We start from the raw sequence: 19,291 nt of genomic DNA, 5'->3' as shown, positions 1-19,291 counted from the left end.
GTCAATCGGTATCCTTTTTCCATTGTTTGATCTTCTGTTCCAGACGTTCAATTAAGCTCGCGTCTGCTTCATCCAGTGCATCCAGCATGTGATTCAACGCCAACGCCCCGAACTCATCCACCAACTCATGTGACAGTTCCTTCGATTGGTCGTTCATAAATTCCTCCCTGCTCTGCAACGGATGGTACAGTGATGTTCGGCCCTTCTGCGACTTGCGGAGCAGCTCCTTGTCCACGAGACGATTCATCACCGTCATGACTGTATTGAAATTAACGTCTTTGTCTTGTTCAAGTGCAGTTTGCACTTCACGGATGCTGCTGCCTGGACGCGCCCATAAAATGTCCATGATCTTCGCCTCCAGCGGACCGAAAAAGCGGTTCAGTCCACGCTCTCCTACTTTAAAATTGTGTATTCTCATGTTCAGACACCCCTCACACTACTCATTGTAGTGCCAACAACCGAGAAGTCAACCTCTATGTCAGCTATTTATTGTAAATGATTTGTAAATATGTTTTCCATTTCTGAACACTATTTGCATACGCCAGGGCCACTTTACAGATACACAGAGCTGAAAGAAGCTGTCTCCAAAAGGATTTTCTGTTATTCCACGCGCTAACGAACATAGCGCATCCTAAGAGATGGATATTCAAGGAATGCTAATTCTAACGAATCTCAGTAGCGTTATTCCATTATAAACTAGTGTCAGAACTTAAAAGGTTGACCAAATGCACGAAATAACGCCTCTCTGATTCGTTAGAAAAAAACGAATAAAGGGCCGTCCCCCCGTCATGCTCATGACGTATGGAACAGCCCCTCATTATATAATGATCATTCTTTTCTGAAAAAAATGAAATAAATGCTTTATTTACGATCCTGTGATGGCATAAAGGCGGATATATCCACGCCAAGTCCATGAGCCAGACGCCCACCTAGCTGTCCATCTGCCTGGAAGAAATGACATAGAGCACGCAGCTGGGTCTGTTCCGGTGTAGCCTTCAGGTCATTGATCAGGTTATCGAGCAAGTGCTGCTGCTCCACCGCTGTGAATGATCGAAATAATTCCCCTGCCTGCGTATAGTTATCGGTCTTTTCAATTTTCTCGCGCGTAACATGCCCCTGGATCGGTGCTTGACTGTCACGGTATTCCGGTGCTTCCTGTGGACTGCTGCCCGAACTGTTCGGTTCATAGTTTATCGGGGACGTGTCCTGATTCACATTCATGAGACCATCGCGCTGATGATTGCGAACCGGAGCATAAGGGCAGTTCACTGGAATCTGCAAATAGTTCGGCCCGAGGCGATGACGCTGTGTATCCGGATAAGAGAACAGACGGCCTTGCAGCAATTTATCTTCGGAAGGCTCGATGCCGGGCACCAAAGCACTTGGTGAAAAAGCTGCTTGCTCTACTTCTGCAAAGAAATTTTGTGGATTACGATTCAACGTCATGGTTCCGATGGTCTGAAACGGCAGTACATCTTCCGGCCACGTCTTGGTCGGATCGAGTGGGTCAAATGCAAAATCATCCATTTGCTCCGGTTTCAGCAATTGCACCTGCAGCTTCCACTGCGGGTATTGTCCATTTTTGATATGCTCATGTAAATCCCGGGTTGCGTGGTTGAAGTCCTGTCCTTGTACCTCAGCCGCCTCTTGGCGCGAGAACCCTCGTACACCTTGAGCCGATTCCCACTTATATTTGACATAATGGACTTGCCCTTGAGCATTAATCCATTTGAAAGCGTGTACGCCGAATCCATCCATCTCACGGTAACTTGCCGGCGTGCCCAGATCGGAGAACAGCCAGGTCATCATATGTGTTGATTCCGGCGATAATGTCATAAAGTCCCAGTAGCGCGCAGGGTCCTGGATATTCGTATCCGGGGCAGGCTTCAGGGAATGAACCATATCCGGGAACTTCATGGCATCACGGATGAAAAAGACAGGCAAGTGGTTCCCCACAATATCGTAATTTCCTTCTCGGGTATAGAACTTCACCGCAAAACCACGTGGATCTCGCGCAGTCTCCGGTGAACCCGTACCGTGAATGACCGTGGAGAACCGAACCAATACATCCGTCTCTGTGCCCGGGTCTTGCAAGAAATCGGCTGTCGTATAAGCCTTCATGCTCTTCTCCAGTGTAAACACCCCATGTGCACCGGCACCTCTCGCATGAACGACCCGTTCCGGAATACGCTCACGGTCAAAGTGGGCGATCTTCTCCAGCAGATGATAATCCTCAAGTAAAGTGGGACCTCTTCTTCCTGCGGTACGAGAGTTCTGGTTGTCACCTACGGGTGCGCCCTGATTGGTTGTCATGCGTTCTGTCATATCGTTATCCTCCTCATGTTGGTCTCATGCCTGCTGTATATACTCTATTCAAATCATATTCGGCGTCAGTTTAAATATACATTTAGACTTGATCTAACTGTTAAATTGATTCTAACATGTCCCATTCCCATCTTGCATGAGGTTCACATGAGATTAAGATGAGTTTTCTGAAACGTTTCATGAATGAACCATGAACTTGTTCGAAATGCTTAGAACCTGTACCGCGCCTGGGCACAAAAAAAAGCGGACTAATCCGCCAGGCGGTAGCCCACTCCTCTTACAGTTACTATATATTGCGGCGAAGCCGCGTTATCGCCAAGTTTTTTGCGCAAGCTTTTGATATGAACATCCACCACGTTGCTTCCACCTGTGAAATCCGTCTCCCAGATATCGCTGAGCATCTCCTCACGGGAAATCACCGCACCTTTGGCATCGATTAGCTTCAGCAGCAGATCATACTCAGTCTTGGTCAGATGAATGCGGTCATGATCCCGATGTACACTCATTCGCTCACGGTCCAGCCACAGATCCTTGAAACTAATACGTTGTCCTTCCTGAGGCAAAAAGCCGCGTTTGGGAGCAGCCGGACTATTGCCGATCATACGCTGAACCCGGTACAGTGCTTCCTGCGGACGGGCTGGCCAAACCAATAATTCCTCCTGCAGCATCGGACCGCTGGCACTGCCAATCATCTTCTCCCCGACCAAATACAGACAAGGGGTGGCATATTCTGCTTCCCGGTTCAGACGGCTGCTGATTCCGGCAAATGCATCAATAGTTCCAGCAACAGACAGGTCATAAATCAACAGATCAAATACAAGCCGTTCATGTAAATCGGGCTCCCAGCGGTGAAACACCAGCACATCGAAGCAGCTATCCGTAAGTGCCTTAACGAGCTCATGTACTTGTCCGGGCATCGGACTGATCAGAATGACACGCCTTGTGACCGGACAATTATCCACAAGTGGCGTTGATTCGGACAGGGCGGGCTTGACCCGAAGTGGCAAACGACGACCGGACAGATTTATTTTTACTTGATCCGTTTGTTTCTGCATTCCTCGCAGACACCTCCAAAGACCACATGAGCGTGATCAATCGCATATCCGGTTTCCTCCGCGACTTGTTTCATCCACTGCGGAGGAACTTCTGTCATAACTTCGTCAACTTTGCCGCATACCTCGCACATAATATGCTGATGCTCATCCATGCGGGCATCATAGCGACTGGCTGTCTCGCCCAGCTTAAGTTCCCGGATCAGTTCCTTGTCCGTTAAGTATCGGAGCGAATTATATACCGTACCATAAGCCAAATTATATCCTTGCTCCACAAGACGGTTCATGACTTCCGCAGCGGTAGGATGGTCATCGGAATGACGGACTACATCGTAAACAGCTTGGCGCTGTATTGTCAGATTAAGAGTTCTCACCAGCAATTCTCCTTTATTTACCCATTCAAAAGTATATAAGATGACACAGCAATCCACGGATGGCTGTGATTCCCTGAAATATCAAAATCAATTTTGATTTAGATTAAGTATAAATCTCATTGTATATTGAAGTCAATATCCGTTCTATTTTGTTCATGATAGGCTTTACCAAGACTTTTCCCAGCAATCGCCTCTTATATTTGGGATAATATGGTTCGCTACTCCACTTCATTTCAGCTAAAATATAGGAATGTGCGCTAAAGGGGGGATGCTGGTTGTTAAGCACGTTTTTCGTCAATCTCTGTGTTATGATCACGTTCATGTATGTGTCCGGAATCATGGCCAAATTCTATCGTATCCGTTTGCCCTTGCCCTCGCTGCGTGTTCAGATGATTGGTGGTGTACTGTTCGGGATCTATGGGACTGTACTAATGAATTATTCCTTCCCCCTGAACGAAAGCACCATCGTGGATTTGAGACATCTGGCCATCGTAACAGCCGCTGTATATTTGGGAGGACTGGCTTCGGTCATCACGGGACTCGTCATCTCTATTCTGCGTGTTGTGATGTTTGGATTATCTTCCGCTGCCATTGATGCAGCATTCGTCATGACCATCATTGGACTGTCGGGTGTATATTTTGCCTATGCTCCCTGGTCAAGACTAACCAAGATTATTACCATGAATTTGCTGGGTATGGCCCTGATTTTTGTCATCCTGATGCTAAATACCTCCAGCATGAATTCTTTAATGAAAATATATCCGGTTCAGATGACCATTTCCTTTGTCGGTGGAATCTTTATTTATTTCATCGCCGAGTTCATCAATAAATCCAATGAGATGCTGTTCCTGCTCGAACGAAGAGCTTCTACCGATCACCTCACCAACCTGAGTAACCGCAGACAATTTGAGAAGTCACTCGAATTGGAGCTGGAACGGGCGCGGGAATACAAGCAAAAGCTTTCACTGCTGGTCATCGACATTGATCGGTTCAAAAAAGTAAATGACACCTTTGGTCATACGTCAGGTGATGCAGTCCTCAAACAGCTTGGACAATTGCTCATTGAACATGCCCGCTCGGCTGACATCGTCTCTCGAAACGGAGGCGAGGAATTCGCCATACTGCTGCTTGATTGTGGTCATCACCAAGCCATGGCTATTGCGGAATCCATCAGACAGGCTGTGGAGAAATACCATTTCGCCCTGCCCGATGGCCATACAATTCGGCTGACCATATCCATCGGCGTAGCTGTATTCCCTGATCATTGCGATGATCGGGATGACAATGACTTCTTTGAACAGGCAGACCGCGCATTATATGAAGCCAAGAATACCGGCCGTAACCGGGTGTGTGCCATTCCGATGCACTCCATGCCACTCTCTTCCCAAAGTCCTTTTTAAGCCGAATATGCCAAAAGGGATGTTCCAGCAAGCCACTACAGGCTAACCGGAACATCCCTTTCTCTTCATGTTGACTCACCAGAACAACCCATGGGGTTGGACCTGGCGTCAAGCCAATATCAGGCCAATATTTGTTCGATTTCTTCGACGATTGAAGCATCCAGCTTCACACCGGAAGCGGCTGCATTCTCTTTCACCTGTTCCGGTCGGCTTGCCCCTACCAGTGCACTGGATACATTGTTCTGGCGCAGTATCCATGCAAGAGCCAATTGTCCGACCTTCAGATCCAGCTTGTCCGCAACTTCAATCAACTGGCGAACCTTGCCGATCCGGTCAGCATTAATTTTGCCCTCATCCCAGCCCAGCTTCGCTGCCCGGCTGTTCTCGGGGATATCGGACACCGAGGTGTATTTACCTGTCAGCAGCCCTTGTGCCAGCGGGGAATAAACGACTTGTCCAATACCTTTGCGCTCACCCAGCGGAATGATTTCATTTTCGATATAACGGTCAAACATATTGTACACAGGCTGGTTCACTACGATATGATCCAGTAACAGACGATCTGCGGTACCCAGTGCAGCTTCCATCTGTGCCGCTGTCCATTGGCTAACACCCACGTATAACACCTTGCCCTGACGCACCAGATCATCCAGTGCCCGCAGCGTCTCTTCAATCGGAGTTTCGGTGTGATAGCGGTGGCAATAATATATGTCTACATAGTCAACGCCTAACCGCTGCAAACTGGCTTCGCACTGTTCCTTGATATGTTTACGGGACAGCCCCTGGTCATTCGGTCCGTCGCCCATTTTGCCAAATACCTTGGTTGCAAGCACATATGAATCACGGGAATACGCTTTCAAAGTCTGCCCTAGCAGTTCTTCTGCTGCACCCCGCTCATACACATTGGCTGTATCAAAAAAGTTGATGCCTTCATCGAATGCAGCTTCAATTGATTTCACCGCATTTTCACGTTCCACATACCCTCCGTATGTCAGCCAGCTACCCAAGCTGATCTCGCTTACTTTCAGTCCGCTTCCACCCAATCTACGGTATTCCATTGAATGCACATCCTCCTCTAAACTGATTAATGATGAAGTTCCCTTTCTATTGTATCGTATTCGGCTCGGATTAAAAGGGCTTTAGGATCATCATTGGAAAATAGATATGGATCACATTTCGGTTCAATAAAACCACTCATTCCTTACTATATCCAGATTCTGTTAGAATCGGGCATGCCTTGAAATCGTTTTCAATTGGAATTATAATGAATTTGAATTCATTGTCAATCACTTATTTGGAGCTGTGGAGAATATGGATGTCAAAATTATCGATGTGGCCGCGATTGCAGGTGTGTCCCCGGCAACGGTATCGCGGGTCATTAATCAGCATAGCAAGGTTAGCACCAAAACCAAAGACAAGGTGATGCGTGCCATTGAACAATTAGGTTATCATCCCAACGCAGCAGCTAAAAACCTTCGTTCACAGCGAACGATGACCATTGGCGTCATTGTTCCGGATATCAATAATGCTTATTATGCCGAAATTATCAAAGGCATTGAGAACATTGCCTATGCCCGCCATTACAAGGTCATTATATGTGATGCCCATAACCTGAAAGAGCGAGAAGTCGAATATCTCAATTTGCTGCTGGATCGGACCATTGACGGTGTTATTATTATCACGCCTTTGCTTGCCGATGAAGAGTTATTTCAGCTTGCCGATAAGGGATATCGCATTGGTATCGTTGGAAAGTATGTTGAACATGACCAGATCCCGTGCATCTACACGGACAACGTGAAGTTCTCCCAGGAAGTTGTTCAGCATCTGGTAGAGACCGGACATGACGATATCGTTTTCTTAAATGGTTACCCCGAAGCGATCGACAGCTATGAGCGGTTGGAAGGCTATCTGAAAGCCTTGCGCAATCATGGAATTCCGTTCCGCCCTGAACTGATTGAGAATGGAAATTTTAATGAAGAAGGCGGATACGAAGCTATCAAAAGACTGTTTGACAAGGGTCTTTCTTTCACTGCTGTATATGCGGCTAATGATGAAATGGCTCTTGGTGTATACAAGGCATGTACGGAATATGGTATCCGCATTCCCGAGCAGCTGGCTATTGTGGGCGTAGACAACAACCGAATCAGCAAATATATTCACCCCACGCTGAGTTCGGTTAACCAGCCCAAGTATACAATGGGAGCCATTCTGATGGAGAAAATCATTGATATGATGAATACCAATGAATTTCAGGACAAACGTGTATTCAAAGTCGACTCGGAACTGCTTATTCGAGCTTCTTCTTCCTTCCAAAGGCCAAAATAAACGCACCCGTTAACAGGGTGCGCCGAGAAATTTATATCTTCTCATTCTCTTAGTGCAAAATAACGCTTAACGCATTCAATAAATCAGCCTGCTTCACCGGTTTGGTCAGGACCGCATCGAAGGCTCCCGCTTCATGCGGATCGAACCAAGCTGCAATATGAAGCTTCAAAAGGAAGTTCGCTACCCTTGGCAATCCACTCTTCCTTGCGGTTAAAAGCCTCAATAATGACATTGGTCACCCCATCATTCGTGGCAACGAAAATGGTATTCACTTTCATGATGCCGCTTAATACGTCGACGATATGTGACGCGGCTTCCTGTATATTTTCATAGAAGCCCCCTGTAATGCCTACCGTTCCCATGGTTCACCCCTCTTGTCTTCGCTGCACTTCTAATTCGTCTTGCACAGAATGATCCATTCGAGTAACGAGGGTCCTAACGATCTGAATCAGATGTCACAACCTATTCAAATAGGATTAACACCGCAGAAATCAAAAAGAATCTATGAATGGATATCACGTTTATTCCTCTAACAGGAAATGAGCATGGTTAAATAGGGAAAGCTGGAACAATCGCTTCCCTGCACGTTTTTGTTCCATTTCCACGCCTCGTCTACGGCAATCGCATGATAAATAGAGATTATACGCTTACCCTTCCCCTTTGAAAACCTTTATCCTTCAAAACCACCAGCCTTACGTGTCATGCGCCTATTACATGTGATGATTATCACACCCAAAAAACCATATATAGTTTATAAATGGATAATACGAATCTATATGTAGTATTCAACGAGTATTTTAATATACATACCCATTATTAGGAGGAACCTGATATGAACGTTCTTGAGACCATCTCTCCCCCGGCATCCGATCTGCTATCCGATCTGGGAAGACGAATTATCGGCGCTGAAGATGCCGATACCCTGAGAGAGAATGCCAATCTGAACGGAGACTCGTTTAGTGGCAAGATGAGCAGGCTGGGCTCGGAGACAGCCAAGTGGCATGCCCTGCGCCATGTGCTGCCAGCGGAACTGGCTCTAGCTGTGGAGAACGGCGATCTGTATGTACATGATCTGGACCAGTATGCCCTGGGAACGACCAATTGTATCTTTATCCCGTTTGACCGTCTGCTGGCTTCCGGTTTCAATACGGGCAACGGTTCAGTTCGTACACCACAGACGATCATGTCTGCCATGGCACTGGTCGCCATTATTTTTCAGTCCCAGCAGAACAGTCAGTACGGCGGCGTATCCGCCAATAAAATCGACTGGGATCTGGCCCCTTATGTGAAACGCTCGTTCCGCAAGCATTACCGCAAGGGACAGCGACTGTTTGGGGAGAATGCCTTCATTGAGGATGAGCAGCTTCATCTGGATAGCTTTGAAGCGAAGGAAAGGAGTCCACAGGCCTTTGCTTTTGCCAAGGAAGAAACGGAACTGGAGACGGAACAGGCTGCAGAATCCCTGATCCATAATCTGAACACCATGAGCAGCCGTGCAGGCGGACAGATCCCCTTCACGTCGCTGAATTATGGTCTGTGCACTTCAGCAGAAGGCCGGCTGGTGTCCCGGTCGCTGCTCGGAGCAACGATTCGGGGACTTGGCAACGGAGAAACTCCTGTCTTTCCACAACATATTTTTCAATGCAAGCAAGGAATCAATCAAGGTGAAGGTGAACCCAATTACGACTTGTTCCGGCTCGCTGTGACCTGTTCTTCACGTCGCATGTATCCGAATTTTGTCAATGTGGATGCATCCTTCAACCTGCCCTATTACCAACCGGATGATCCGGATACAATCATTGCCACGATGGGATGTCGTACACGCACACTGGCTGATCGCTTCGGACGCAATCGCCAGAGCGGAAAGGGCAACCTGTCCTTTAACACCATCAATCTGGTCAAGCTCGGCATTCGATATGGCATCTGTCAGGGAGCAAGAGCCGTCGCTGATCGGGCAGGCTTCTATACTGCATTGGAATCCGTCATGCACAATGCAGCTGCCGGATTGCTGCACCGTTATCGTATCCAGATGCACCAGCCTGCCAAAGCATCGGATTTCATGATGCGGGAAGGTGTGTGGGAAGGCGGAGAGCAATTGGATCCGAATGAACCGGTTGCCGATCTGTTGAAGCATGGCACGTTATCCATTGGTTTTATCGGGCTTGCCGAGTGTATGACTGCTTTATATGGCCGTCACCATGGACAAGACCTGCATGTTCATCGTGAAGCGCTGAATGTGATCCGTACGATGAGAGAGTTCTGTGACCGGATGAGCGAGCAGCATAATCTGAATATCACCTTATTCGCAACGCCTGCCGAGGGTCTATCCGGCAAGTTCACCAAGATAGATCGTGAGCGTTACGGCAGCATCGCCGGGGTCAACGACCGGGAGTACTACACCAATTCTTTTCATATTCCGGTCTATCATACCCTTCCCGCCTATCGCAAGATTGAATTGGAAGCTCCTTTTCACACCTTATGTAATGCCGGAGCGATCTCGTATGTCGAACTCGATGGGAATGTGAGAGCTAACACCGCAGCTTTTCAACGAATCGTGCAATACGCGCTGGCCCAGGACATCGGATATTTCTCCATCAATCATCCGATTGACCGCTGTCCATCCTGTGGTTATGAGGGGGTAATCGGAGAGGTATGTCCTGGATGCGAAGCGCATGAAAACCACGTTCATTTCCAGCGACTGCGCCGGGTGACAGGATATCTGACCGGTGATTATAAAGTGCGTTTCAATGCAGCGAAACAGGCCGAAGTGCGTGACCGGGTAAAACATCGATGAATCTGTATGGTTATATCCCGGAATCGGTGAATGAAGGTACGGGCCTGCGTGCCGTGTTGTTCATCAGTGGATGCCGCCACGCCTGTCCGGGCTGCTTCAGCCCCGGTTCGTGGAGCTTCCGGGCTGGAGAGCCCTTCACGGAGGAGCGACAGCAGCAGATATTGCATGAAGTGGTTACTCATCCCTTGCTGGAAGGGGTTACGTTATGCGGAGGTGATCCTTTTTTCTCTGCTGCGGAGTGTACCTCCTGGGTGCGGCAGCTTCGGGCTGCACGGCCTGATATGACCGTATGGGCCTATACGGGATTTGTATATGAAGAACTGATTACAGACCCGGCCCGGGCAGAGCTATCCCGGCTATGCGACGTAATTATTGATGGACCTTATGTCGCAGCTGAGCGTGATGTGTCTTTGCCCTTTCGCGGCAGTCGCAATCAACGCATCATCGATGTGGGTGCAACGATGGCTGGCCGGACAATCATTACCATGCCTTTCGAAGCAGGGTAACGATTCTTGGATTGGAATAGAAACCGCAATGATTGATGGCTCGCGCTACATGCGTGGCCATGCTTAAAAGGGAAGTCCCGTCATGAATCTGACAGGTACTTCCCTTTTAAGCGTTAATTATTGTTTAATGATTCAGGTACATTGCATATTATTAGCTGCGATTTTTCTTTTAAGCTCCTGTTGATTCCTCAGCGCTTTGACCCGAGAGATCTGCTGCTTCCGCCTTAATGAACCTCAAAATGGCTGACACGGACTCCTGCGGATAATACCAGATATACATCCTGTTGACCTGACACGCCTTGGAGGCCTGCCTTAACCGTAGACCACTGTTGGGCTCCGCCCTTCGTCCATTCCACGCGTCCTGCCAGTGCACCATCAGGTGCACCCAGTCGAACTTCCAATACTGCACCGTCCTGCTCTGCGGATACACGAGCTTCAAGCGCTGTGATACCACCGCCCAGATCTGCATCCTTGAAGGCAATCCAGCCTTGTTCACCAATTACACGGACCGAAGTGCCGCCTTCCTTGCTTTCATCCAGGTCCACACCCAAGTAGGCATCGTAGTTCTCTGCACGAGTGATCACACTCAAATTACGGGCTGGAATCGTCTCCCCTTGTACCGTCAGGTCAGCAACAAGCTGAACATCTGCGGAGGATTTGCCTACCATAATAGAGTATGTGCCGCTTTCGACCACATAACGATCACGGGTTACATCCCAGATCGCCAGTTCCTGAACTGGCAGTGTGAAGCTGACTTTCACTGTAGCTCCAGCTTCAATATGAAGACGACGGAATCCTTTTAACGTTTTGAGTGGACGTTTTACACGGGACTGTCCGGCACGCACATACAACTGCACAACCTCATCACTGGCAATCGTTCCTGTATTCGTCACGTCCACATGCACAGTAATGGTCTCTTCGACTCCAGCTTGGGCCGGACTGAGCTCTAAATTACTGTATTTGAACGATGCATACGTTAAGCCATGTCCGAATGGATATAGTACATCACCTTCAAAGTACTGATACGTACGTCCCGATTGAATGATATCGTAGTCTCTGATATCGGTCAGCTGATCCGCCGATTGCACCCACGTCATATTCAGGCGGCCTGCTGGCGCATAATCGCCATACAATACATCAGCCACAGCATTCCCCAACTCTTGTCCAGCATGGGATGTATATAATACAGCCGGAATGTTCTCCTGCACCCAGTTGGACGTGAACGGATAACTTCCCACGATAACTACAACGGTATTCGGATTGGCTGCATAGACTGCTTCAACCAGACACTGTTGCGATTCAGCCAGATCCAGACCTGGACGGTCGACCTCTTCTTTACCATTCACAAGCGGATTGTTGCCGACAAATACAATCGCCGTCTCCGCTTCCTTCGCTGCCGCTACAGCTTCCTCCAATCCATTCACCACAATATCCTTTTTGAACGTCTCCGCAGCACCGAATGATTTCAATTCTTCGGACACTGCGAATGCATCGTTTCCGCTACTGGCTACTGTTACTGTTTTACCGTTCCAAGTGGTCAGCCCCACACTTCCGTCCTGTTGAGGCAACAGATGAAATACTTCCTTTACAAACCAGCCGTATACTTCATCCGCGGATGCCGTAACCGTCTCTTCATCCGTGGTCAGATATTTACCGTTGCTGTCTGCCTTCAGCGTGTAACTCCCGAAGCCCCAATCCGTCACCGTAAAAGTCTCGCCATCGCCTGAAGCAATAACGGGTGATTTCTCACCTTCACCCAAACCGACAGCCTTTCCGCTTGCGACGGAAGTCAGTGTAATACGGTCGTTGCCATCTTTGAATGCAACCTTGTCGCCGCCTACTTTGCCTCTGATTGCTTCAAGCGGGGATACGCTATATGGCATGGTGCCTGCATACCAGTCACGGTATACTGTTCCGCCCAGCTGACCAATAACAGCCACTTTGCCGGATTTCTTTTGATCCAGTGGAAGCGTGCTTTTATCATTTTTGAGCAATACCACTTGTTCTCTCGCCGCTCTCAATGACAATGCCTTCGCCTTCTCCGTCATCATCGCTTCTTCACCGATCGAAGCATATGGATTACCCTCAGCCGGATCGAATTCACCCAGACGGAAACGTACACGGAACGTATTGAACAACGCCAGATCGATGTCTTCCATCGTGAGAGTGCCTTGCTCCAACCCTTCACGCAACGCCTGCTTCGACAGATCCGCATCATCGGTGATGCTATCAATACCGGCTTTGACAGACTCAACTGTACCTGGGGTATGAGAATCGTAGTATTTATGATCGTTCTTAATCCCCATGACATCCCCTGCGTCACTCACAATGAAGCCATCCATGCCCCATTCGCCCTTCACAATCTCGTTTACAAACGGATGCAGTAAAGCGGGTGTACCATTAATGGAGTTGTACGCAGTCATCATGGACTGCGCGCCTCCCTCCTTGAACGGTTTCTCGAACGCTTTCAGATAATATTCACGCATGTTGCGCGGATCAATGCTGGATGAACCACTGCCGCGATCCACTTCATTATTGTTTGCAAGGAAGTGTTTCAACGTGGCAACGGCCTTGTAATACTTCGGATGGTCGCCCTGAATCCCCTTAACCAGCGCTGTCGTCAGCTCAGCAGTCAGTTCCGGGTCTTCACCATAAGCCTCTTCGTTCCGACCCCAACGCGGATCACGCTCCATATCCACCGTAGGTGCCCACAGTGTCAGACCATTTACTGCTGGATTGCGTTTGTAAAACACACGTGCCTCGTCTCCGATTACGGAGCCGATCTCCTGCATCAGGTCTGCATCCCATGTGCACGCCAGCCCTACCGGCTGTGGGAAAGAAGTGGCTTCGCCAAGCCAGGCCAGACCGTGAGCTGCCTCTGTGCCATGTTTGTATGCTGCAATACCCAGTCGTTCAACTGCTGGTTGGTATTGCAGCATCGATTCGATTTTCTCATCTTCCGAAAGACGGGACACAAGGTCCTTTACACGTGTATCCAGTTCGAGCGTTGTATCCTGGAAAGGATATTTCGTTTGGTTGGTCATGATATGGGAATCTCCTTTGGACTATCTTGATTTATTGGAATGATAGCGAATACATAGTTGATAAGAGATAATGAATTGATCTGGATGTATCCGACATCATGATTTGAAGTTTTATCCTTCTAGAACAAGGACTTTAGCGCATTTGGCGTCTGATGTTAACACTTCTTTTTATTTACTAAAACGATTTCGGTAAAACTATCATATCGCATGTATGACCAAAAAAACAGGGGTGCTTTATAGAAAAATGTGAACTTTCCTCAGGAAAGTCTGCAGGAAATCGTTTTTTTCTGGCACAGTGTGGTAATCATGGATAAGAGTACAATCAGATGCGCTGAATACCAAACAAATGAATAGAAGAAAAGATGATTTGAGGAGGAGAACGAATGAGCGATAATCATCAGTCCACGTCAGGCCTGCCCCCCGTTCCGGTATCCCTGTGGCGGGCCACTCATGAATTTAGTGCCTATCCTAAACTGGAGGAAGACATCTCGGCCGATGTAGCCATTATTGGTGCAGGAATTGCAGGTATTACAACCGCTTATTTGCTTGCCCAAGCCGGCATGCGTGTGGTAATTCTTGAAGCCGGAAAAGTACTGGACGGCACCACCGGGCATACAACCGCCAAAGTATCCGCACAGCATGGTGTGATATTCGATGAATTAATGCACCACTTTGGACAAGAACAGGCCCGCATGTATTATGAGGGTAATGCAACCGCCGCCAAGTGGATTCGTGATCTGGTAAAAGAGAAACAGATCGATTGCCAGTGGGCGGAAGAAGATGCCTACGTCTACATTCAATCCGAGGAGAATCTCAAGAAGCTGGAGGTTGAACTGACCGCCTATGGCAAGCTCAATATTCCAGGTCAATGGGTCGACCCACTGCCTATCCCGGTCCCGTCCAGAGCAGGCATCAGGATGCCAGGTCAGGCTCGTTTTGATCCGTTGGCTTATCTGCACTACCTGCTCGATTCCGCGGTCCAGCAAGGTGTACGCATCTATGAACATACAACAGTGACCGATGTGGAAGAAGATGCTTCACTGCATGTGCGGACATATGGCAATGGTCCTTCCGTTACAGCAGATCATGTCGTTGTTGCCTCCCATTTCCCGGTTTATGACCCTGGATTCTATTTTTCACGGCTGCACGCTGAGCGCTCCTATGCTGTTGTTGTTGAACCTCAGAAGCCGTTTACTGGTGGGATGTACCTCTCGGATGATGAACCTTATCGTTCACTTCGCACCGTTATCCATGAAGGGAAGGAACACATCCTTTTCGGCGGCGAAAATCACAAAACAGGACAAGGCATCTGCACGTTTGGTCACTATGAACATCTGGAGCGCTATGCGGCCGAGACCTTTGGCATTCGAAACATTCCGTTTCGCTGGTCAGCCCAGGACCTGATTTCACTCGACAAGGTCCCTTATATTGGACCGATTACCGGACGACATGAACGTGTTTATGTAGCTACGGGCTTTGCCAAATGGGGCATGACTACAGGAACGATGGCCGGACATATTCTTACGGATCGAATTACCGGACGGGATAACTCGTACGCGGCCGTATTTGATCCTGCAAGGTTCAAGGCAGATCCTGGAGTGAAAAACTTCATTGTTGAGAATGCCAATGTAGCCAAGGAACTGATTTCCGGCAAAATCGGCATTATTCACAAGAACGCTGGAGAACTCGGCAACGATGAAGGGTCAGTTGTTCGCCATGACGGCAAACGTGCTGGCGCCTACAAGGACCCGAGCGGCAAACTCTTTCTGGTGGACACCACCTGTACCCACTTGGGCTGTGAAGTGGAGTGGAATGAAGGGGAGCGCTCCTGGGATTGTCCATGCCATGGCTCACGCTTCGACTACGCAGGCAAAGTCATTGAAGGACCTGCTGTTAAAGATCTTAAGGTACTGGAAGCACAGGAAGTACAGGAATAAATTAAAGCTGGTACGCCCATCGTGGCAGACCTTCATCCCACAGACCCGGATCGGAATCCGTCCTCAGACGGAAGTAACCGATCCGGGTTTTGCGTATGCTGATCTATAGGTAATTAGCGAGAAAACGAAGTTAGAAGTTAGTTCAACTTAGCGGTACACCATGATATGGAACTATTTTAAAATCACTACCTTGCATTAAACAGTACTGAGATGCTATGATGAATTCATAACTACTGAACAATACACACTAGTGATTGGATAGAGCAACAAGGAGGAACCCGAGTGAATGTTAATATTCAATTCAAAAAAGGAGTGCTGGAGCTATGCGTCCTTGTGCTAATCAACCGCCAGGATCGGTACGGCTACGAATTGGCTCAGGCTGTATCCCAGCATATCGAAGTGGCGGAAGGTGCGCTATATCCCCTTTTGCGAAGATTGGTCAATGACGGCTATTGTACGACATATCTGCAGGAATCCAGTGAAGGCCCGCCGCGTAAATATTACAAACTGTCCGTTACCGGTCGTGACTATATGAAGACCCTCACGAATGAGTGGAATAGTTTTGTGCGCAATGTCGCAAATCTTATAGAGGAAGGTACCCCCAATGAATAGACAACAATTCATGCAGGCCATGGAGGTTCATCTAAGACCGATGGACCCGCAAGAACGGGCAGAACTGCTCGCTGATTATGATCAGCATTTTGAGATGGGATTGAGAGAAGGAAGACTGGAAGAGGAGATTGCTCATGAGCTGGGTCACCCCATTGAGATTGCAAAAGAAGCGCTTGGTTATCGGTATGACGCACAAACACCCGGATCTGATCCGTTCTACGCGCCAACATATGGAGAGATGCGTCTACCAAAGAATAGTAACCGAGCAGCTCGCAACTTTTTTACCGGCATCGGCCTGGTTTTCCTGAATTTGATCCTCGGTATTCCTCTTGGTCTAATTCTGTGGTCGGTATGGCTTGTGATCGCCAGCCTGTCCTTACTGGTATTATCCCCTGTGGCTGCTGCAGTGGACTTCCTGTTTCTTCATCATTTTGATAAGGCAGAACTGTTCGTTTCCATTGGGGCGTTGGGTGTGGGTATTCTATTCTCCCTTGCGACCAAATGGGTATTCCAAGCCTTCAAGGTAACCACTCTCCAATATATCAGATGGAATAAAAGGACGATGAAAGGAGATGCATCCGCATGAGTACAAAAAAATGGATTGCTTTAGCAATAGTATGTATCGGCATAGGCCTGCTCGGAACATCCATATACGGGGTTCAGTTCGGAGACAAGCGGGAGGCGTACTCCAAGCGATGGGATTTCAAAAATGATGAGTTACAAAACATAGTCATGCATACTAACTTTAGCGCGGATATTGACTTTGTAGTTAGCCCGGACTCCGATGGTTATATCGAAGTGGACGGCAAATGGGACCCGGCCGCGGTTAAAAGCTTTGAACAGGCAACCTTCTCCGACGGTACATTCAAGCTGTCCCAGTCAGAACGTGCGCAATTGCAATTTTTCACTCTTTATTGGAATGACAGAGACTCCAAAATAACGGTCGCTCTGCCTGAGGGGCATCAGATGAAAGAGGTTAAATTGGAATCCTCCTCAAGTGATTGGAATCTGACAGGTTTGAAAGCCAATCTGCTGGAGTTGAATAGTACCTCCGGTGCTGTTCAACTCCAGGATATCACCGTGCCGGCCATTCAACTGGAATTGACCTCAGGTGATATTAAAGCCACAGCCATTGCAGGAGATATGGAAGTAAAACAAACATCGGGAAGTTTCAGGCTGGATGGACTTAACGGGAAAGTGACCAGTCATATCCAGTCGGGGGATACAAAGATCACGCAATTAAACGGTGCAGCAAACGTTGAGTTTACTTCCGGTAGTGTGAAGATTGAGCAAGCTTCTTCCGGTCCGATCGATGTATCGGGACAGTCAGGGGATATTTCCATAGAGGCGGCGCCTGATTTTGACGGAATATACGACGCACAGGCTACTTCCGGAGATGTGAATATACCTGAATCCCCCATGGTAAGCCGTGAAGTCATCAAAGCTCGTACGACGTCAGGCAGCGTTAAGATCAAGCAACAATGATGAAGTAAATATCCGAACTGTGGGTAATATAGTATAATTAAATGCCAGTCTAACTCTAAGGAGGAATTACCCACATGGAACTTAAAAATAAAACGGCTGTCATCACTGGCGCCGGTAAAGGTATTGGACGTGCCATTGCTCAAGCACTTGCCAAGGAAGGTGTACATCTCGGACTTATCGCTCGGACGGCCTCCGATCTGGAGGCTCTCCAGCAATCGCTGAGCCAGGAATATGGTGTAAAAGTAACCAGTGCCATTGCTGATATTTCGGATCGTACTCAGGCTGAAGCAGCCGTAGCTGCCATTGAGATGGAGCTTGGTGCAGTCGACATTCTGATCAACAACGCAGGCATTGCAAGCTTTGGCACACTGCTGGACATGGACCCGGAAGAGTGGGAACGTATCCTGCATGTGAATGTCATGGGTACATACTACGTCACTCGTGCTGTACTGCCAAGCATGATTAAGGAAAGCAGCGGCAGCATTATCAACATTGCCTCCACCGCAGGCGAGCGTGGATTCGCTACAGGCTCAGCTTACTGTGCTTCCAAATTTGCTCTGCTCGGCATGACCGAATCCCTGATGCAGGAAGTGCGCAAATCCAATATCCGGGTGACTGCGTTAACACCAAGCACAGTGAACACGGAGCTCGCGACCAATGCCGGACTCAAAATTGGAGACGAAGACCGCATGATGCAAGCAGAAGACGTAGCTGAACTGGCGTTGGCAACACTCAAACTGTCGGACCGTGTATTCGTCAAAGCCGCAGGCATCTGGACAACGAATCCACAGTAAGCCGGATCGTTGGTACGGAGAGTTCACTCGTTCGTTAGAAATAATAAAAGGGCAGTTCCCATCATTCATGTCATGATTTTGGGAACCGCCCTTTTATGCATTCCATAAACGATCCAGATCCAGTTCCTTGGACACGGCGATCAGTACTACCGCGGGCTCCTCACCAATATTGGTCACTTCATGAGGCACGATGGCATTCCAGCTGAACGAATCTCCCGCCTCCAGAATCTCCACATCCTCACACTGCTCTGCGCGTATTCTACCCTGAAGCACCAGGTGACTCTCTTCTCCGGTATGCTTGCTAACACCTGTGGATGCACCCGGCGGCAGCTCTACAATGGACATCCGCATGGCGCCCTTTGCCGTTAGATGCTGTACCTTAATCTGCCCGCTTCCGGCAGTTGTTTCTTTGCGCTCCTCCTTGCGCACCACATTCATCCGCTGCTCGGGTGACAACAGCAAGTATGGCAGTGGCACTTCCAGATAATCCGCGATACTTTCGAGCGTCGCGATGGACGGTGATGTTTTATTATTTTCCACGTTGCTGATAAACCCCTTGGACAGCCCAGTACCCTCGCACATTTGCATGATGGTGATCTGTTTTTGTTTGCGGATCGTACGAATGGCTAGACCAATATCCATG

The 19,291-nt window shown here is 48.4% G+C and carries 17 protein-coding genes; 9 read left to right on the top strand and 8 right to left on the bottom strand.

Annotation, left to right across the window (positions count from 1 at the left end; all coding sequences use genetic code 11):
* Nucleotide 1: 1 nt before the first annotated feature.
* From PPA03S_RS07790 to PPA03S_RS07775, 4 genes are all read right to left on the bottom strand, one after another.
* Nucleotides 2-418 (bottom strand): BlaI/MecI/CopY family transcriptional regulator, encoded by a 417-nt coding sequence (locus PPA03S_RS07790; RefSeq protein ID WP_062321517.1) that lies wholly within the window; start codon nt 416-418, stop codon nt 2-4.
* A 443-nt stretch (nt 419-861) separates the two neighbouring features.
* Nucleotides 862-2,325, bottom strand: coding sequence for a catalase (locus PPA03S_RS07785; RefSeq protein WP_062321515.1), 1,464 nt, complete (start codon nt 2,323-2,325; stop codon nt 862-864).
* Between the two features lie 248 nt (nt 2,326-2,573).
* Nucleotides 2,574-3,380, bottom strand: a complete 807-nt coding sequence (locus tag PPA03S_RS07780) for a winged helix-turn-helix transcriptional regulator (RefSeq protein WP_062321513.1) — start codon at nt 3,378-3,380, stop codon at nt 2,574-2,576.
* Nucleotides 3,356-3,751, bottom strand: a complete 396-nt coding sequence (locus PPA03S_RS07775; protein WP_062321511.1) for a Fur family transcriptional regulator — start codon at nt 3,749-3,751, stop codon at nt 3,356-3,358. Before PPA03S_RS07775 ends, PPA03S_RS07780 begins: the two co-directional genes overlap by 25 nt.
* Before the next feature lie 275 nt (nt 3,752-4,026).
* Here PPA03S_RS07775 and PPA03S_RS07770 point away from each other — a divergent pair, with 275 nt between their 5' ends.
* Nucleotides 4,027-5,151 carry a GGDEF domain-containing protein gene (locus tag PPA03S_RS07770; RefSeq protein ID WP_062321509.1) on the top strand — a complete coding sequence of 375 codons (1,125 nt, stop codon included), beginning with the start codon at nt 4,027-4,029 and terminating at the stop codon, nt 5,149-5,151.
* Between the two features lie 119 nt (nt 5,152-5,270).
* Here the strand turns inward: PPA03S_RS07770 and PPA03S_RS07765 are convergent, their stop codons facing one another.
* Nucleotides 5,271-6,209 carry an aldo/keto reductase family protein gene (locus PPA03S_RS07765; protein ID WP_062321507.1) on the bottom strand — a complete coding sequence of 313 codons (939 nt, stop codon included), beginning with the start codon at nt 6,207-6,209 and terminating at the stop codon, nt 5,271-5,273.
* Nucleotides 6,210-6,462: 253 nt separating this feature from the next.
* Between PPA03S_RS07765 and PPA03S_RS07760 the strand changes: the two genes are divergently transcribed.
* Nucleotides 6,463-7,476 carry a LacI family DNA-binding transcriptional regulator gene (locus PPA03S_RS07760; protein WP_062321505.1) on the top strand — a complete coding sequence of 338 codons (1,014 nt, stop codon included), beginning with the start codon at nt 6,463-6,465 and terminating at the stop codon, nt 7,474-7,476.
* 131 nt (nt 7,477-7,607) lie between these two features.
* Here the strand turns inward: PPA03S_RS07760 and PPA03S_RS07755 are convergent, their stop codons facing one another.
* Complete coding sequence (locus tag PPA03S_RS07755) at nt 7,608-7,838, bottom strand: hypothetical protein (protein WP_062321503.1); 231 nt, start codon at nt 7,836-7,838, stop codon at nt 7,608-7,610.
* Between the two features lie 470 nt (nt 7,839-8,308).
* On the opposite strand from PPA03S_RS07755, the gene PPA03S_RS07750 reads away from it, so the two are divergent.
* Together PPA03S_RS07750 and nrdG are read left to right on the top strand one after the other, a co-directional pair.
* Nucleotides 8,309-10,270: an anaerobic ribonucleoside triphosphate reductase gene (locus PPA03S_RS07750; protein WP_062321501.1), complete on the top strand. Its 1,962-nt coding sequence runs from the start codon at nt 8,309-8,311 to the stop codon at nt 10,268-10,270.
* Nucleotides 10,267-10,776: an anaerobic ribonucleoside-triphosphate reductase activating protein gene (gene nrdG / locus PPA03S_RS07745; RefSeq protein ID WP_062321499.1), complete on the top strand. Its 510-nt coding sequence runs from the start codon at nt 10,267-10,269 to the stop codon at nt 10,774-10,776. The genes PPA03S_RS07750 and nrdG overlap by 4 nt, the downstream gene beginning before the upstream one ends.
* A 224-nt stretch (nt 10,777-11,000) precedes the next feature.
* Here the strand turns inward: nrdG and PPA03S_RS07740 are convergent, their stop codons facing one another.
* The gene (locus PPA03S_RS07740) at nt 11,001-13,820 is read right to left on the bottom strand and encodes a glycoside hydrolase family 3 C-terminal domain-containing protein (protein ID WP_062321498.1); all 2,820 of its coding nucleotides are present in this window, start codon (nt 13,818-13,820) and stop codon (nt 11,001-11,003) included.
* Between the two features lie 383 nt (nt 13,821-14,203).
* Between PPA03S_RS07740 and PPA03S_RS07735 the strand changes: the two genes are divergently transcribed.
* The 5 genes from PPA03S_RS07735 (at nt 14,204) to PPA03S_RS07715 (ending at nt 18,648) form a co-directional block, all read left to right on the top strand.
* Complete coding sequence (locus PPA03S_RS07735) at nt 14,204-15,757, top strand: FAD-dependent oxidoreductase (protein ID WP_062321495.1); 1,554 nt, start codon at nt 14,204-14,206, stop codon at nt 15,755-15,757.
* A 282-nt stretch (nt 15,758-16,039) separates the two neighbouring features.
* Entirely contained in the window at nt 16,040-16,369 is a 330-nt protein-coding gene (locus tag PPA03S_RS07730; RefSeq protein WP_062321493.1) for a PadR family transcriptional regulator, read from the top strand.
* On the top strand, nt 16,362-16,955 hold the full coding sequence (locus PPA03S_RS07725; protein ID WP_062321491.1) for an HAAS signaling domain-containing protein: 594 nt from the start codon (nt 16,362-16,364) through the stop codon (nt 16,953-16,955). Before PPA03S_RS07730 ends, PPA03S_RS07725 begins: the two co-directional genes overlap by 8 nt.
* The gene (locus PPA03S_RS07720) at nt 16,952-17,854 is read left to right on the top strand and encodes a DUF4097 family beta strand repeat-containing protein (protein ID WP_062321489.1); all 903 of its coding nucleotides are present in this window, start codon (nt 16,952-16,954) and stop codon (nt 17,852-17,854) included. The genes PPA03S_RS07725 and PPA03S_RS07720 overlap by 4 nt, the downstream gene beginning before the upstream one ends.
* Before the next feature lie 74 nt (nt 17,855-17,928).
* Complete coding sequence (locus PPA03S_RS07715) at nt 17,929-18,648, top strand: 3-ketoacyl-ACP reductase (protein ID WP_053782754.1); 720 nt, start codon at nt 17,929-17,931, stop codon at nt 18,646-18,648.
* Between the two features lie 93 nt (nt 18,649-18,741).
* Here the strand turns inward: PPA03S_RS07715 and PPA03S_RS07710 are convergent, their stop codons facing one another.
* Nucleotides 18,742-19,290, bottom strand: a complete 549-nt coding sequence (locus tag PPA03S_RS07710) for a helix-turn-helix domain-containing protein (protein WP_062321487.1) — start codon at nt 19,288-19,290, stop codon at nt 18,742-18,744.
* Nucleotide 19,291 lies beyond the last annotated feature (1 nt).

It is taken from the genome of Paenibacillus pabuli NBRC 13638, assembly GCF_001514495.1.
Lineage (GTDB): Bacteria > Bacillota > Bacilli > Paenibacillales > Paenibacillaceae > Paenibacillus > Paenibacillus pabuli.
This window is presented reverse-complemented; position numbering and strand designations above follow the sequence as displayed.